Origin of the sequence: Pedobacter sp. MC2016-14 (assembly GCF_020991475.1) — a bacterium.
GTDB lineage: Bacteria > Bacteroidota > Bacteroidia > Sphingobacteriales > Sphingobacteriaceae > Pedobacter.
This window is the reverse complement of the sequence record NZ_JAJMPA010000002.1, coordinates 134,213-151,635: the sequence shown is the minus strand read 5'-3', so window position 1 is coordinate 151,635 and position 17,423 is coordinate 134,213. Positions and strand designations below refer to the sequence as shown.

General features: G+C 41.6%; 13 protein-coding genes. 2 read left to right on the top strand and 11 right to left on the bottom strand.

The window, feature by feature from the left end:
• Nucleotides 1-2: 2 nt before the first annotated feature.
• From LPB86_RS13075 to LPB86_RS13025, 11 genes are all read right to left on the bottom strand, one after another.
• A complete protein-coding gene (locus LPB86_RS13075; protein ID WP_230644617.1) occupies nucleotides 3-3,170 on the bottom strand; it encodes a TonB-dependent receptor in 3,168 nt (1,055 codons plus the stop codon).
• 132 nt (nucleotides 3,171-3,302) lie between these two features.
• Nucleotides 3,303-3,920, bottom strand: a complete 618-nt coding sequence (locus LPB86_RS13070) for a hypothetical protein (RefSeq protein ID WP_230644615.1) — start codon at nucleotides 3,918-3,920, stop codon at nucleotides 3,303-3,305.
• A gap of 463 nt (nucleotides 3,921-4,383) precedes the next feature.
• Complete coding sequence (locus LPB86_RS13065; protein ID WP_230644613.1) at nucleotides 4,384-4,893, bottom strand: DUF4625 domain-containing protein; 510 nt, start codon at nucleotides 4,891-4,893, stop codon at nucleotides 4,384-4,386.
• A 12-nt stretch (nucleotides 4,894-4,905) separates the two neighbouring features.
• A complete protein-coding gene (locus LPB86_RS13060) occupies nucleotides 4,906-5,616 on the bottom strand; it encodes a DUF4625 domain-containing protein (protein ID WP_230644611.1) in 711 nt (236 codons plus the stop codon).
• 28 nt (nucleotides 5,617-5,644) lie between these two features.
• Entirely contained in the window at nucleotides 5,645-8,050 is a 2,406-nt protein-coding gene (locus tag LPB86_RS13055) for a TonB-dependent receptor (protein ID WP_230644609.1), read from the bottom strand.
• A gap of 123 nt (nucleotides 8,051-8,173) precedes the next feature.
• Nucleotides 8,174-8,518 carry a hypothetical protein gene (locus LPB86_RS13050; protein WP_230644607.1) on the bottom strand — a complete coding sequence of 115 codons (345 nt, stop codon included), beginning with the start codon at nucleotides 8,516-8,518 and terminating at the stop codon, nucleotides 8,174-8,176.
• Between the two features lie 119 nt (nucleotides 8,519-8,637).
• Nucleotides 8,638-9,771, bottom strand: a complete 1,134-nt coding sequence (locus tag LPB86_RS13045; RefSeq protein ID WP_230644605.1) for a PepSY domain-containing protein — start codon at nucleotides 9,769-9,771, stop codon at nucleotides 8,638-8,640.
• Between the two features lie 52 nt (nucleotides 9,772-9,823).
• Nucleotides 9,824-11,071 carry a DUF4374 domain-containing protein gene (locus tag LPB86_RS13040; protein WP_230644603.1) on the bottom strand — a complete coding sequence of 416 codons (1,248 nt, stop codon included), beginning with the start codon at nucleotides 11,069-11,071 and terminating at the stop codon, nucleotides 9,824-9,826.
• Between the two features lie 37 nt (nucleotides 11,072-11,108).
• A complete protein-coding gene (locus tag LPB86_RS13035) occupies nucleotides 11,109-13,736 on the bottom strand; it encodes a TonB-dependent receptor (RefSeq protein WP_230644601.1) in 2,628 nt (875 codons plus the stop codon).
• Nucleotides 13,737-13,739: 3 nt separating this feature from the next.
• A complete protein-coding gene (locus LPB86_RS13030) occupies nucleotides 13,740-14,684 on the bottom strand; it encodes a FecR family protein (protein WP_230644599.1) in 945 nt (314 codons plus the stop codon).
• Between the two features lie 77 nt (nucleotides 14,685-14,761).
• Nucleotides 14,762-15,244, bottom strand: coding sequence for a sigma-70 family RNA polymerase sigma factor (locus tag LPB86_RS13025; RefSeq protein WP_230644597.1), 483 nt, complete (start codon nucleotides 15,242-15,244; stop codon nucleotides 14,762-14,764).
• Nucleotides 15,245-15,457: 213 nt separating this feature from the next.
• Between LPB86_RS13025 and LPB86_RS13020 the strand changes: the two genes are divergently transcribed.
• A complete protein-coding gene (locus LPB86_RS13020; RefSeq protein ID WP_230644595.1) occupies nucleotides 15,458-16,063 on the top strand; it encodes an RNA polymerase sigma factor in 606 nt (201 codons plus the stop codon).
• A gap of 105 nt (nucleotides 16,064-16,168) precedes the next feature.
• A complete protein-coding gene (locus LPB86_RS13015) occupies nucleotides 16,169-17,359 on the top strand; it encodes a FecR family protein (protein ID WP_230644593.1) in 1,191 nt (396 codons plus the stop codon).
• Nucleotides 17,360-17,423: the final 64 nt, after the last annotated feature.

Genomic DNA, 17,423 nt, shown 5'->3' with positions numbered 1-17,423 from the left:
TATTATAATCCAACAGTAAGCCCAAAAATCACATTCCTCGGAGAGGGATATCTACCTACATCAATACCGTTTAATAAAGCATTTTGACCTGAATTAGAATACTGGTCGCGTACCATACCGATTTCCGGATCATATCCACTGTATCCGGTAATTGTGAATAAATTTTGAACATTCACGTTTACTCTTACACTACTCAGGCCAATTTTAGACGAATACTTAGCTGGAAGTGTATAACCAAGATTTAAAGTTTGAAGACGTATGTAAGAACCATCTTCAACAAATCTGGAAGACAATCGGTTATTTGAATTGATGTTATTTCTTGACAGTCTCGGCATCGAATCGTCTCCGCCGGTAACAATCAAATTATTGATGTCAGTGGCCGAGCCTGAAGGATTTATCAAACTTACCCTCGCATAATCAACCCCTGCTCTTCTGGTTAGGTTACCAAAATTTAAGTTCGGGTCGTCAATATTAAGGTTTAAAAAATTCATCACCTTATTTCCGTACGATCCCTGGAAGAAAATACTAAAATCGAAGTTTTTATAGGTAAAATTATTTCCCAGTCCTAATGTGAATTTTGGAAGTGGTGAACCTACAAATTGCCTGTCCTTTTCATTGATTACGCCGTCCTGGTTAAAATCATCCCAAATTAGGTCGCCAACACCGATACCATTGGTCTGGTCAATAATTTGTCCCTCTGGAATTGCAATTTTCACTTTACCATCAGCGTCGTAAATATCTGCCGCAGAATTAATCCTGCCAATTGTTTTATAAGCATAAAACTCACCTATTGACCGTCCTGGTTGCGTGCGGGTTACAATGATGTCACTTCCGCTTAGCTGATAAGTCTTATTGATAATGGCGGATTCGGCATTCAATTGAAGGACCCGGTTGCGGTTGGCCGTGAACACGATATTGGAACTCCAGCTAAAGTTTTTCCTGGTCAGGTTCTGCGTTTTGAGTGCAACTTCAACACCCCTGTTTTCCATAGAGCCTACATTTCCCCAGGGAGAACTTGCACTTCCAACACCGGCTGTACCAGTAATTGCGGGTAGGTTTAAAGAAAGGAGCAAATCATCCGTACGTTTTGTATACAAATCAACAACCAGGTCTATTTTATTCTTAAACAAACCCAGGTCTAAACCCAAATTGAAGGATGAGGTACTTTCCCAGGTAACATCGGCATTGGGAACATTAGCCACAACCTGGCCTGTGCCCCATATAGTTGGTACATTTGCAAGCATAGCCGCATAAGCAAATTGCCTGATGTTTGAATTCCCAACCTTTCCATAACCAAACCGGAGCTTCAAATTGCTAATTTCAGTTATGTTTTTCATAAATGACTCTTGCGAAACTCGCCATGCAAATGCTGCAGAAGGAAAAAGGCCCCATCGCTTGCCCTCTGCAAAATTAGATGAGCCATCATACCGCAGGGTACTGGTTAAGATGTATCGGTTATTCAAGGTATAATTTAAACGCCCGAAAACGGAGTTGAACTTTGTATAATTGGTACTACCAGTAGGAAGAGAATTGATGATATCTCCTGCATCAAGGTCGCGTAAGTCGTTGCTTCCTCCATAACGCAATCCAGATAAGGAATTTGAATACCTTTCTGTCATTTCATGTCCCAAAACTGCATTAATGTTGTGTTTTTTATTGAAGGTATATTTGAATGTAGCCAGATTTCTCCAACTCCAGTTGCTGGAATACCGTTGGGTTTGCTGATTTTCTATGAGCGAATTTACCCTGGCACCCAATGTATAAGTTGGAATGAATCGCCTGCCCTGATCATTGTCCAGATTGGTTGCAAATTCAGTTTTGAGAGAGAGCCATTTATAAGGAGTAACATCTAAAGACACATTGCCCAATACATTCAGCTTCTTATTGCCGCGGTCCAAAAGTTCCGCAATGGCCAATGGATTTGAAAGTTGATCATTTAAGTCCTCAGGTCCTCCATAAGTTCCGTCGAGATTTCTGACGGGCACAGATGGCGATTGCCTAACCGCACTATTGATAATATTCCATTCTGCAATAGAGGCCAATTGATCGGTACGGCTTAGTGTTAGCTTTCCAGCCAACTTTGCCCAGGGCTTTATTTTGGAATCTATACCTGTGGAAAAAGTGAAACGGTTAAATCCCGAACCAGCCGAGGCGCCCTCCTGGTTTAGGTAACTTCCCGAAATGACATAGGTTGTAACATCTGTTCCGCCTGAGGCAGAGAAATTAAAATTACTCATCGCGGCCGGGCGAAAAATCTCCCTCTGCCAATCCGTTCCGGTCCCAAGTAAAGAAGGGTTTGAAAAATTAGGGTTGATTGCCTGGCCTAAGAAAATTGCACGGTCATTGGCATGCTGAGCGTATTCCCTCAAATTAGTCATATCCAAATATTTCTGAAGACTTTGAACGCCATATTTAGCATCTATCGTAATTCTTGGCATACCTGAATTACCTTTTTTAGTTGTGATTAAGATAACTCCATTGGCACCTTGAGATCCGTAAATAGCTGTTGCTGAAGCATCTTTAAGTACTTCAATGGATTCGATATCTGCAGGATTAATAAAGGCAAATGCGTTAGTGGTGTATTGTCCTGTTCCGGAGGCGATAATTACGCCGTCAATTACATAAATAGGTTCATTGGTTGAATTGATAGAATTTAATCCCCTGATTTGAATAGAAGTTCCACCGCCAGGCATCCCCGAATTGGTTGTCATTTGAACGCCGGCAATGCGTCCCTGCAAAACCTGCTCTATAGAGGTAACCCCGGATTTAGCAATGGTTTCCTGATCAACAGAGCCAATAGCGCCGGTAACATCAGATTTTTTTTGGGTTCCATAGCCGATCACTACTACCTCATCTAGCTTGCGAAGATTAGGCAGCATTTTTACAGTAAGATTTTTAGTGCCATTTACAGACACGTCCTGATCGTGATAGCCCAGGAAAGTTACTGTAATCGTTTTAATGTTCTGAGGTACAGGGATTCGGAATTCACCGTTTTCATTGGTCACACTACTTTTATTGCCGCCTTTTAGTTTAATCACCGCGCTTGGCAAAGGCTTTCCCGTCTCGTCCAGTACAACTCCATTAATAACAGTTTGAGCCGCTACTAAGGTTGGAATAGCCTGAAGAAAAAGGATACCTACCAGTATCAACAATCGTTTTAGGTTTTTCATATTTGGTTATTTACTTATTTGACATTAAGAATTTTCATCCTTAACACCTCGTTTTGAGCTCTTGATCATTTAATTCATGACAAAGGAAACCTTGCCATGAACCGAGCACATTATTTTAGTAGTAGCGTTTTCTTATTCAGCAGCGTTAAGGGCTTGAACGGTCATATCCTGTTTGGACGGGCTAAAAACAAACTTATCAATATCTATCCCATCCTCTCTGGCACCAAGTTTAAAAATTTGTGTTAGGGCATTCTCCTTTACTTTATAAGGGAGTCCCTTTTCCATACTGCTAAAGCCGGTTAGTTTAATCCATTTCCATTCTTTAGTCCCTGCAGCTCCAGCTTCATCCACTACAGCGGCAGCATCAGAACTTTTATAGCCTTTATTAAAGAGTCCGTTAAAAGTAGTCCATGAAGATTGGTTCTCGTAGCTGATCTCACCAAAACTCTCTGATGTATAAAAACTATCGTCCTTTGGCCCACTAGCCCCCACCCTAATTCTTGCATAGAGATTGTAAATTCCCGGCTTTGGAAACGTAACCTTGTACGTCACTACCCGATCTTCATTGTCGGGATGATCGGGACTTAGCCCATCAGACTTTACGGTAATAAAGTCCATTCCCAGCTCAGATTTTGTTTCCCACTGGCTTCCAGCTTTCCCGGATTCCGCTTCAACGATTATTGATTTCTCTTGCGCTTTTAGAGATAAAGCAGATGCTGCAATCATGCAACTTGCCACTAAAATTTTCATATTGTTCATTTGGTTTATTGATTTTGTAATCGGTATTTGGTTCATCAAAGATATTACCGGCACCTTTTGAACGGTAGAACATTTGTTTAAATAAAGCCTACAAATGTTCTATTTTATGAATTTAGCAGACTATCTGACTGTTGCGCTTTGTTGACTGGATTATTTCTCAAGCTTTTCCTGAAGTTCCCATCGATCTTGAAATAAAATTATTCAATTTGTGTATACTTCCTAAGCCTTAAGCACCCCTATTTAGTCTCTGATTGCGCTTACCCAGAGATCCCACCGTTTAGAGACATATATTCCTAGCCTCCCACACAACCGCAACAGATATGGATGTGGCTGGGACATGTTCAGTGCACATTATGAGTATTGAGCGCTCTGATTCCCTTACTCACTTATAGGAATTTAACAATCAATTATTTATAGAGCCGCCCGCAGGCAGCCCTATAAATTGGTTTAAAAATTAATTGATTTTTATACTCAAACCTTTGATGGTTTGCCAACCCACCGCATCTGTGACCCGGATTAAGAAATGATAATCTCCCGGGTCAACATCTGCTGGCACGGTGATTTCCTGTTCTAACTGATAGGTTTTTAAATTTTGCGGCACTGCATAACTTTTAATCAACAGAAAGGGTTTTACCGGGGTTTTAACTGCATCAAGACTGCAGCTGGATACTTCAGTACTATGGCTATGCTGATCAAAATTGTGATGAATATCTACACTTACGGAACCCAACTGTACATTGTCACTAAAGCCAGCACGAAAGGTAAATTTTTCACCACGTTTTACCGTACTACATTGCTTTGGAAAAGCATTCCCAGAACTAACATCCATTACGGGATATGCGGTATCAATTTCTTCCTGTTTATCTTTTTTACAGGCATTAAACGTAACAGCCAGCAGCAGTAAGGCCATAAAAAAGCCTGTTTTTCTGATCGTCATCATTTTCATAGGATAATTTGATTTCATACCTCGACCGGATTAAAGCTTATCAAAGTGTTCTTCAAATTCGTTTTCTTTGCCACTTTGGTCAATGATCTTTAAATGCAGGTGATAATGGCCTTTAGGCGCCGCAGCAACATTTACATGTTTATGCAGGTTATAAGTAATTTGGCCAACCATAGCCACATCCTTATAGCTCACTTCCTGTTCCCAGCTGGTACCGTGCACTTCCAATACCACTTCGGCTATTTTATTTGGAGCATCAATTGTAGCCTCTACATGCAAATCATTGCCCGCTGCGTTTAACCCGATTTCGAAATTTGAAGCCTTAGGCAGTGTTGGGTCAGCAACCACCTTTAGTTCAAATTCAGTTTCTGTAATTTGCCCGCTTTCATCTGTAACCTTCAAATGTCCATGGTAATCGCCTACAGGGGCATCGGTTGGTACGTCTATATGCTTGTGAAATTCCGCATTTTTCAATCCAGCAAAACCTTCTGTATAGGTGTTGTTAACTTCCCATCCAGTACCGCTTTCGGGATGGATTTCTAATACCACATCCTTAATGTTGCCCGCAGCAGTAATCATAGCTTCAATGTGCAGGTCGTTGCCAGGGTGCGCCAGCTTGTTATTGCCGATCCCTATTTCCAGCCCATCAATTGTAGGCTTTGCCATTTCTGGTTGATCCTTTTTACACGCAGTGAAGCTGGCAGCAAGTAGCAACACTGCTACCATAACATTTGTTGTTTTCATAAAATTATTGTTTATATGTAATTGTTTATTAAATTGTTTTGATTTGAAATGGAAGTTTTACCGACAGGACAATATTTCTGCCTGCCTCCGGCAACTCAATAAGCCTGTAAAAACTGGTGTGGTTTAAATATCTTGTATTGAATAGGTTTTGCGCTTGTAAACTGATTAAAACCTGTCTCCTTTTTACGCTAATTGTAATACCAGCCTGTATGTTAACTATCCTGTAACCTGGAGTTTTCCTTTCTGGTGGTACGATGTTATTTTGTGCTGCCGTAAGCCGGTAATCGAGAGAAAAGTATGTGCCGGTAAAAAATTTATTTAGCTCAGGAGACCAGCAGAAGTTTAACAAAGCAGATGCGGGAGGCGAAAACGGAAGTGTAAAGCCTTTTTTTGCTCCGGAGCGCTGTTCAGCCTGCAAGTATTCGCCCAGGAACTCCGCCGTCCATTCGCGCAGAAATTTATATTTTAGCTGCAACTCAGCGCCGTATCGTACTACCCTGCTTTGAGCATATTGAAAGATCTGGTTGCCTCCACCTGGACCCGGACTGTGTGCGGAAGTTGGGTTGAGGTAAATGTAATTTGGAAAATAGTTATAGAAAGGGCTAAACTGCACAGACCAACCATCCTCGTTCCAGCCCAAACTGAGGTCTGCCTGGTAAGATTGTTCCGGAGAAAGCGATGGGTCGCCCAGCTCATAGCTAAAGTAATGATAGTTTACGCCGTTTGCTCCGGCCTCTTTAACTATGGGCATCCTAAAGCTTTTACCAAAATTGGCTTTGAAAAAGAACCTGTCAGGGTTATAGTTAAGGCCTAAAGACCACACAAAGCTGTTGTAATTACGGACCAGATTTTCAGCGCGCAACAGGTATCTTGAATATGTATTTCCGGCCTCCGTTACTTGCGATGGAAACCAATCTGCATATTTAAACGTCCTGACATGGCCATAATCGTAGCGAATTGCCCCATGTAGCAGCACCTGATCGTTTACTTTGTACTTGTCGTAAGCAAATATCCCCGCAGTAGTTTGTTTAAATGCCGGTACCAAAAAGGTCCAACCAGAAATGGCATTATCCTGATGCTCTGCGTTTAAACCCAGCATGAGTTTGTGCCTCCCCATGCTTATCTCATTGCGAAAATTAAACGAATAAACATGTTTGTCATACGCCCTTTCCAAATCAGCCGGCAGCTGCATGGTATCGGGGTAAACGGCTGGCATATAGCCATGATTAACGTACTGACTAAACTCCTGCCTAAAATTGTGCTGATAGCCAAGTTCCAGCTCAAAATGTTGTTTTCCGGTTTGGTACGTGCTTCTGTTGATCAGTTTAAAGTGATTTACCTGCTGTCTGGGCATCAAGACATCACGGGCAGAGGCATCGTGCTGCCCGGTATTTACCTGCCGCGGCTCTAAGCCATGGGCATTGGCAAAAAAACCACTGCTGTTATTGATGTTACTAAAGTAAAAGACCGACTTGAAATGATCGTTTACATATCCAGTATTTAAATGCAACCCCGTTTCCCTTCCGGCAGTATTACGCAACTGGTTTTCAAAAAGCGGAACGGCAAAGTCATATACATAAACTGTGTCTGCAGGCACTTTGTAATCAGCATAGTGCTGATAGGTTATCCTGCTATCGAAAAACAAATGTTTTTTTCTACCATAGAGGTTAACAGAACTGCCATAAAGGTTATTGTTGGTTTTACCGATGAGGTCTACAGATCCCCCTAATGTATTGATTTGAGGAAGGGCTGCAGGCTTTATATCTATAACCCCTCCAATTGCATCTGCACCATACATGAAAGATGCCGCGCCTTTTAAAATTTCCACCTCTCCGGTTGCAAACTGGTCAATTTCCAGACCGTGGTCTGCTCCCCATTGCTGCCCTTCATGTTTTACCCCTTTTTCCACCACAACCACACGGTTAAAGCCTAAACCACGGATTAATGGCTTAGATTGCCCGGAGCCAATTCCTATTGTTTTTACTCCGGGAAGGCGTTCCAGCGTTTTCATCAGGCTTCCGCCCAGGTTGCGTTGGATAAACCGGCTGTTTACGACCTCAATGTTAAGCGATTCTTCATTTCTTCTATGCTGAATATGGTTGTCATTTACAATAAGCTCCCGCAATTGATGGCTTTTGGAATGCAATATGAGGTTAACAACGAGGTTTTTACCACCGATCAATAATGCACGGTTATACGACTGAAAGTCGTCTTTTTGGACGTTTAACTGATAAGTTGCAGCAGGCAGGCCAGTGAATGCAAAATTGCCCAGTGAGTCCGTAAAGGTTTTATACCCAGTATGCTCAAGAATAACCCTGGCGCCTTTAACAGCTTGCCCTCGTATATTAATGACCTTGCCCGATAAAACAAACAGTTGTGCAGAAGCAGAGCTGCACACCAATACCGCAGCTAAGAAAAAAATAACTCTTTTCATGAATTAAAAGAAGCCTAAAAAATCAGGCGCAGGCCTACACCTACCCTATATTTAAAGGAATGGTAAGTAAAAAAGGAAATTTAACCAGAGGTTGGAGGGTTGGGATTAGGGAGGGAGCATCCCTTAGAGCTGAATGGGGGGACCTTTATTAGAAAAACCCTGAAGTGTAAACTTATAGATCCTTTGCTGCAGCGAACCATTTAAGGTTATAACAGCAGGAAGGGGAACAGGCAAATCAACTTGACTACTGATGTAAAATACCTCGTGACGCTGATGGGCAGCGAAGTCACAAATAGCGCATTGCTCATTATCAGTTAATACTTCCTCTCCCTGTGCTGTTTTATCAACAGAAACAGTAGTTTCATGATGCTGGTGAAAGGCCTGTAGCAAATTGATGAAAATCAGGAAAAGTACCAGCCAGCCCGAAATGAGCTTGGGTATGAAGTGGCTGTGGTTTTTTCTTTTCATCTGCAACAAAATTGCAACAAATTCCTGGTTGTTTAAAATTTATTTCAACATTGTTGCATTTGAAATCACAAGTAACAGTGATTCAAATTGATTTACTTTGGTTGGAGAGCAAAAAAGACCTAAAACTTTCGGTTAATCCAGATAATAAATCCGGTTACCGGTAAAGATGCGCCAACTAAAGAAGCCAGGGCAGCGATAATTTTAGTAATTAGTCCTCCTATAGCACCAGTATGGATCTCATAGTTAGCACCATGGATTTTGTCGCCAATAGACAGTGGTTTTTGTTTACTGCTACCGCCAACCAGGTTAAGTGTATTTTGGTCATAGCTGTGCCAGGTTGTAAGTTCATTATGCCCACTTGGATGCAGGTAAACTACATACACATCTTTTGGATCTTGAGGGTATTTGATGCTGAATTCTTCTTCGTGCTTGAAGCGCCGCCAGATTTGATCATCTGGTTGTTGGTACTTGCTAATAACGATGTTGGTATTTGATACACCTTTGGACGCATGCGTTGCTTTCGCCGCTCCTCCGGTAAGTAACCAATGGTAGCCATCACTAAACCAACTAAAGGTAAAAGCTACACCTGTTACAGTAAGGATAATGGTAAAAATTAAAGTATAAAATCCCAAAACGTTATGAAGATCTATATTTACCCTTTTCCACTTTGCGCCCCATTTGATTTTAAAACTTTTATTGCGGGTTGATTTGTTCCACTTTGTAGGGTACCACCAAATGAAGCCTGTAATAAGGGTGACTAAAAACAGTAAGCAGCAAGTGCCTACAAAATAACTACCGAAGGGTCTAGGCAACCAGAAAAAGCGATGACCTGAACGCAGAAACTGGTTAAATTTGAAAACAGCATCTTCCTTAGTAAAATAGTAAAGGATTTTTCCGGAGTATGGATCTACGTAGGCTCTTTTAAAATCGCCCCTGGGGCGGTCTGTATAGCTTAAGATGCAACTTTGTTTTGGCCCCCGGTATTCTAAGCTGTATAAAATGGCTAAGCTGTCACTTTCAGTAGCATTGATAGCCAATCTGCATTTTTTGATCAGTAGTGAAGGCGGGAGTATTTTTCCGTCGTTTTGCGCAATACGCTGACCGGGCATAAACCAGTATTCATAGTCATCTCCAAATGTCCATACGGCGGCAGTTAAGCATACCACAAATACCACGATGCCTGAAAATAGCCCCAGCCATAAATGCAGCCAGTTACTGATACGCCTGAAGGTAGATTTTTTAGCTTTTGCCATGGTAAAAATAAGAGGAGGCCTTGTTGCCCCCTCTTGTAATGTTTTTAGTGAATTACTTTACCCTGAATAAAGCGTTGATTTGATCGATGCTGCTAATTTTAACACCTTTGCTAACCGCTCCGGTAGCGCTATCATAATTATAAATGTTAAAGTTATTGTCTACATCTTTAGTGTTTACCGGGAAATAAACTTTACCGTTATCTGCCATAATATTTGGTGCTGTACTTAAGCTTTTCGAAAGAGGTACGTTTAAACTGGTAACTGTATTTGTTGCAAGGTCTACCACATGATAATCCTGAATGTTTGAACCACTAAATGAACTCCAGTCCGTATAAAGGTCCATACGAATTCTGCGAACAACTAATTTTCCGTTACCAGCATAAGCGCCACCCAAGGTAGGATCGCCATTTAATTTTGCAGAGAGGTCAAAGAAATAAGTTGGATCTACGGTTATTGCTCCTTTTTTGATACGGAACAAGCCTGTTGGCCTATCGTAGTTTTGGCCTACCAATGGCAATGGTGAGGTGGTGATATATAAGTCATCATTGTACACAAAGGTTTTTAATACCCCATTACGGTCATTTCCAGGGCTTGTAGACCGATTATCTTCGCTGTACACTACATTAGTCATAGCAGGGTAATCAAAGGATGCGAAGTACGCTGTACCAGTTGCGTAGTTGGTAAGGTTAGGTTTAGTTACAGATGCTGGATAAGATTCATTTGAATATGAATACCCTACATATAGCTTGCTGTCTTTTACCACAGCAAAACCAATTCTTGGACCTGTTAAACCAGCTTTTACAGGTAAACCAAAATTACCTTCCTTGACAATGCTCATGCTTTCTACGTTGACTACCTTGTAAGCACCGGTATTACCGAAAATCATAAGGTTTTTGTCGTCTACCCAGGTATGCCCATAACGAAACCCATCTGTAAGCACAAACGGTATTGCAGTTACCTGATTTAAATTTTGATTGCTGTAGGAGTATTTGGTGAGGGTGCTGGAATTGTTTAGAAAAGAGTAATAAAATCCATCTTTACAGATCAAGGCCAGGAAACCTGGTGCTTTGGTGGTTACATTAGCGCCACTGTTTGCAAAGGTGACCTCACCGCTGGTTAAAGATCCCGTTTGGTTAAGGTAAAGCCCCATAGGGCTATTTAACTGTCCACCGACTGCAAATGTTGACTCTGTTTGTTCTTCTGGTGTTTCTGTTTCGCTTTTTTTACAAGCTTGTAAAAAGATGCTGAAGGTTGCCGCAACAAGCACGGTCATCATAAATTTCCTGGTATTTGTTTTCATTGTAATGTGTGATATGATTTAAAACTTATATGATTTGTTATTGAATGAAGTAGCGCAGTTTGATGTTGAAAGAACGACCGGGTTTCTGTAACCTGAAATTATCATAGGCCAGTTGGTTGAATACGTTTCTGGATTCCAGGCCAATATTATACTTCCCTTCTTTTACGGAGTAGGTAATGCCCGCATTGTGCACAAATTGGGTTGGGATTTTATTTTGGGACTGGGAGCTACCATAACCTTCCCAGTTCAGGAAAAACCAATGGATATACTGACTGGACCAATCAAATTGGAGGCGCTGGCCTTTACCTGTTAAATTGTTTTTTCCGACAGCTATAAATGCATTGCCAAATAGATAAGGTTGGTTTGGGACGGCGTTCCCGAAAGTAACATTTGCATTTTGAGTGCCAATAACATATCTCTGGTTTTGTTTTGTTCTTTGATAAGTGGCGTTAAGGGTAATGTTGAATAAGTCGGCATATTTATATTGTGCTTCTGCTTCTACGCCTTTGATGATAATTTTACGTTCGTTGAGATACTTCGACTGGTTGTTGCCCCATGGAGTGGAATAAATAAAATTGGAGGCGTCCCGTATAAACCCAGAAACATCGAAAGCGTATTGGTGGTTCTCAATTTTGACACTATAATCTCCACCCACATTGATGTTGTGGCTGCTTTCTGGCTTAATGTCTGGATTGGCCACAACATTTAGCCCATCACCCAATAGCTCCACTTGCTCTGGCAAGCGATAAGTATGCTCGTAGGATAAGCGTAATCCGATGTGGCTGTTTAGCGCATAACGACTGGCAAGGCCTCCGCCGTAATTATTATACCGGGCAGAATTATCTGGTTGAGTTGCATTTACATTGCCAGGTAATATGATTTGATCTACATTGGTTTTAAACCTGAAGGCCTTCCCGAAAACGGTGTTTTTCATCCTACCTTCCAGAAACTGGTTTTTCCAGGCCAGGCCGAGCACTTCTCTGGAAACCGCTGCTGGGTTTTCCTGCCTGGTGCTCAATTCATCATACGACTCCCGCTTTACGCGGTTGTAATTGTAGTTGAAGGTGATGGAGTGCTGATCGTTGAGTCTGTAATCCAGGTTAATTCTGCCCAGTAAAAACTCGTTTTGGTAGTGGAAAAGAGATCTGCTGATCCCTCCCCCAAACTCGCCATATGGACTGGGATCCGGGTTTGTATGAGAGCCGTCCCACCAAAATCCATATAGAGAGGTGTCCGCAACTGCATATTTTTCACGGCCGTAACTTAAAAAAGCCGTTGCTGTAAGACCTTTTACAAAAAGGTCGTCCTTTTTATACCTTACCGAAGGCATAAGCAAATCTCCTCTGCGATCTATTTTACCATAAACAGTATTTTGCGTAGCCCCGGTTTGAAATTCTTTATAATGTTTATTGTACAACATGCTCACCATAAACACATCTGCCCATTTTTTATTCACTATGCCTACCTCGCCCTGGATCATACCGGACCTGTAATCGTCATGAAAACGTTTAAGGTTAACCTCTTTAAATTGGCCGGTGCCATCTGGGATTCGTATGGGTGCATCGTATTTTGGATTGCTGCGCATGAGGTAGTTGTTATCAGAATAGTTGTAAAAACCTGTAAGTTTGAAAACCAAGCCGGTTGCCACGTTTACATATTGGCTATTTAAAGAGGCACGCTGGGTGTTAAACGAACCATAGCTCAGGGATGCATCCATATAGTTTCTGGTTCCTTTATTGGTGATAACGTTTACCGCGCCGCCCATTGCATCTGCGCCCAATTCTACAGGGACAACGCCTTTAAATACTTCGATACGCTCGGCCAGGTTTACTGGTATATTATTTAGCGTCATACCTACGCCGTAATTTTCCATTGGGATGCCATCTATAAAAAAACGCACCGCTTTACCCGAAAGCCCATTGATGGAGAAATTGAAATTAGAACCGAGTCCTCCTTGTTCCCGGATCCGTACCCCTGCCGTGGCATTTAACAATTGGTTGAGATCGCGGTTTGAGTTATTGAACTGGTTTACATCCAAAACGTTGACATTAAAACCGCTTTCCTTCTTTTTCTGGCTGTCGTTTTTACCAGTTACCTGAACTTGTTGTAACTGTTGTGCATCAGCATCCAGGGAAAAATCAAGTAATTTGTTAGTGCCTGCTGTCAATTGAATGGTCTTGCGCAGTGTTTTAAACCCTATGCTGCTAACTTCAACGCTGTAGTTTGCAGCAGCCAATCCTTTAATAAGATATTTGCCATTTTGATCTGAAACAGCATGATGGTTCGCATCAATCCGGATGGAGGCCCCAGGAATGCCTCTGCCTTCGAAAAAGATTTGTCCGGATAAGGTTTGAATTCCACTGGGCAGGGCTTTAATATAGACCTGATTTCCATCTGCCCGCAGTTGGACCTGGCCGTCAAAAAGGTTTAACAATAGGTTGGATAAGATTTCAGCCTTATAACTTCGGCTTACATTGCGGTTGGTGTTGAGCAATTGATTGGCATAAACAAAAGAGCAATTGGCTTGCGCTCCAATTTGTTTTAAAGCAATTGAAACCGGCGTATTATTGAAAGTAATGGTGATTTTCTTTTCTAATGGATTATTGGATTGTGCTTTTATAAAAAGTGGAGCAGCAAACAAGAAAAGCAGTAAATATGATTTCATCCTTTAGTATATGTTTACGGTTTGTTCTGTGATCTGGTATTGGAACCCTGTGCTAAAGGAAAGACTGCTCAGGATTTTTTGCAGGGAAGGATTTTTAAAATCTCCGGTTACAGTAAGGGCTTTTAGCTGAGCTGAGCTGACATTTACTTTTACACCAAACCAGCGTTCAAGACGTATAGCCACGGCATCAAGGCGCTCGTTATCCATTGTAAAGGTTCGCGTAGTCCAGGCAGTATAACGTTCTGGATTTACCAGTTGGCTAAATACAGGTTTGTATTTTTCTATTTTTCCCTGCATGCCCACCGTCAGTACAACCTGGTCTGAAGAATTGGGTCTGCCAAATTGAACTTTACCATGGGCTACGGTTAGGGCTACACTTTCATTGCTATAGGCTTTTAAATTGAAGCGGGTGCCGAGAACCCTTGTAAAGGAAGAATCTGTTTGAACGATGAAAGGCATGGCTTCGTTTCTGGCAATGGAGAAAAAGGCCTCTCCTTTAAATTGTACCAGTCTTTGGCTGCCTGCGAAACGCTTAGGATAGCTTAAAGAACTCATAGCGTTGAGTATCACAACCGAGCCATCTGACAGCGTAATTTTAAGGTTTTCTCCTTTAGCTGTGCGGATGGTTTGAAATTGCGCTGTTTCAAATGTGGTGTCATTTATATGTTGACGGCTGGTCCACAACCAAGTAGTTGCTGCAACACCTATGAACAGGCAGGCGGCAATTTTTAAGATGAACTGAAATCCAAATTTGAAGTTTTGTGGCGCTTCCATTTGTGTTACAGGAGCCAGTGCTTCCCAAACCTCCTGCAACCGTTCCTGTTCATTGCCACTTTCGCTGAGCTCTTCCTGCTCGGGACTGTTTAGCCATTGCTCTATTTTAGCTTTTTCATCTGCTGAAGAGCGGCCCTGAGCGTACCGCTCAAATTCTTCTGGGGAAATATTCATGTGGATTGCAACTGGTATTTATGAATAAGTACCATAGCGAAGAAAAAGGTACAGCTGCAAAAAAAATATTTTTTGATTTATTTTTGAAGATGCGCACGAAGAAAGAAGATCGCCTTTCCAAGATGCTGTTTCACTGCACTAACAGAGATTTGAAGCTCAGCGGCAATTTCCTGGTTTTTTTTCCCTTGCTCATCCCGCATCCTATAAACTTTTGCACATTGCGGGGGCAGCTGGCTAACCAACCCTGTTACCCGATTTTTAAGTTCCTTAAAATCCAGTGATTGTTCTGTACTTTGATCTATCTCATTATAGGCAACAAGTGCCTGGTTCAATTGTATCCTGTGGCTACTACTGTCCCTGAAATGTTTAAGCACCTGCATTTTTGCGGCACGGACCAGATAATGTTCAGGCTTTTCAAGAACTAAGGTGGAACGGTTTTCCCAAAGACTCAGAAAAACGTTGTGTACCAGATTGGCAGCATCATGATCAGATCCGAGGTCCCGCAGGCAGAGGCGGTATATTTTTTTTGAATACAAATGGTACAATTCCTCAAATGACATAGCGTCTATTTGAAGTCCTGTTTTACCATCCGTTATTTGCCCCTGAGTATTCACTTAACCTTTGATCAGCCACAAAGATATGTTTATTAAGAATAAATTCAAATAGCTAACATTCCTCAGTTTGCCTAGCTTATAGCCAATCGGTAATCCAAAAGGGAACAAACAACCATTATCGTGTAAGGGTTTAATTTATATCTTTACAAAAAAAGCCACATGTCATCAAAGCAAAAAAAAGCAAGCCCGGAACTGTTGCAAGAAATTGCGAACGGCAACGAGTATGCTTTTACCAAAGTATTTGAAGACTACAAAGCCAACATTTACACCACTGCTTTACGCCTTACAGATGACGAATGGGTTGCGGAAGAGATTCTTCAGGACACCTTTGTGAAGGTATGGATTAACCGGACCGAATTGCCCGCAATAGAAAGTTTTGACGGCTGGCTGTTTACCATAGCTCGCAACCTCACCTTTAATGCCCTAAAACGGACAGAAAAGGAAAAACAAAATCTCCTTAGCCTGACTAAGGATTCGATTGAATTATTTTATCCTGAGGATGAATATCAAAACCGGGAGAAAGGCTTTCAGGAAATCTTGGATAAAGCCATTGAAAGGTTGCCACCTAAACAGCAGGCCACTTACAAATTAATTAAACAACAGCACCTAAAAAGAGCGCAGGCGGCAGAGCAGTTGAATGTTTCGCCGGAGACAATTAAGTGGAACCTTGACCAGGCCATGAGAAGTATCCGTGCTTATTGTGTTGCACACGCCAAAGATTTGCCGCTAATTTATCTTTTACACTTTTTTTCGAAGTATTTCTAAATTCTTACCCCCCAAAATCGCCATCGTTTTGTCTATATATAAAACAGACAGTAAAAAAATGAGAAAGCGGTAGATTTTATCCCTTGATCTTAACAAAATAACAAAATGAAGCAGGACCGGTTAGCCCAGTTATTACATAAATCAATTTCAGAAGAAATTACCGCTCAGGAGCGCTTGGAAATGCTGGAATTGATAAAGGACCCAGAAAATGAGGCTGGGGTTAAAGAACTGCTGTTTGACATTTACCAAAGTCCAAAATCTTTACTGAACATAGCTGAAGACAAAAGCGAACAAATTCTTGAGGCGGTATTCCAATCAGACCGTAGTAAGGATGAGCAGCACATCATGAAATTTAACCCTTTAAAATGGGTTGCGGCTGCTGCTGTTATTTTTGCCATATTATTTGCCGGCCTTTACTTTTATAAGAATAAAGACAATACAGCTTTAAATCCGGTTGCTAAACATTTAAACGATGTATTACCAGGAGGTAACCGCGCCACCTTAACACTGGCAGACGGTTCTGTGATTTCATTAAACGATGCTGAAAAGGGAACAATTGCCAGCCAGGCCGGACTTGTAATTACTAAAAAAGCAGATGGCCAGTTGTTATACGAACTTGCTCAACAATCTACAGGAAGCAACGAAGGATTCAATACCATTTCCACACCTTTGGGTGGCAAATATGAAGTGGTTTTACAAGACGGAACGCGGGTTACCCTGAATGCCGGATCTTCTATTACCTATCCCTTATCCTTTAGCAAGGACAAAAGAAAAATTACTTTGCGCGGAGAAGCATACTTTGAGGTATCTAAAGACAAACACCGACCTTTTTTGGTTAGCAGTCCTGCTGCGGGCAATATTTTGGCTCAGGAAATAGAAGTATTGGGTACACATTTTAACATAAACGCCTATGCTGACGAGCAAGCTTATGTAACCACACTATTGGAAGGTAGTGTAAAGGTTTGGGCAGCTGGCCTTGAGAACGGAAAGATCATAGTACCCGGGGAACAGGCTACATTGACACGTCAGATCTTAATTGCAAAAGCGGATCTTGAAGCCGCTATTGCCTGGAAAAATGACATCTTTTACTTTGCCGACGAGCCTATTCAAGACGTAATGCGTAGACTTTCGAGATGGTATGATATTACTGTTGTATACAAAGAACCCATTACTAAAATTGGTTTCTGGGGACAGATTTCCAGAAACAAAACGCTTGCCGAAGTTCTGGATGATCTTGAAGCAACAAAAGGGGTACACTTTAAAATTGAAGGAAGGAGGGTAACGGTTATGCAATAAAATCTACCCAAATTTATCAGGAAGGCTACTTCCAAACCAGAACCATTCATCAACAAAAAACCAT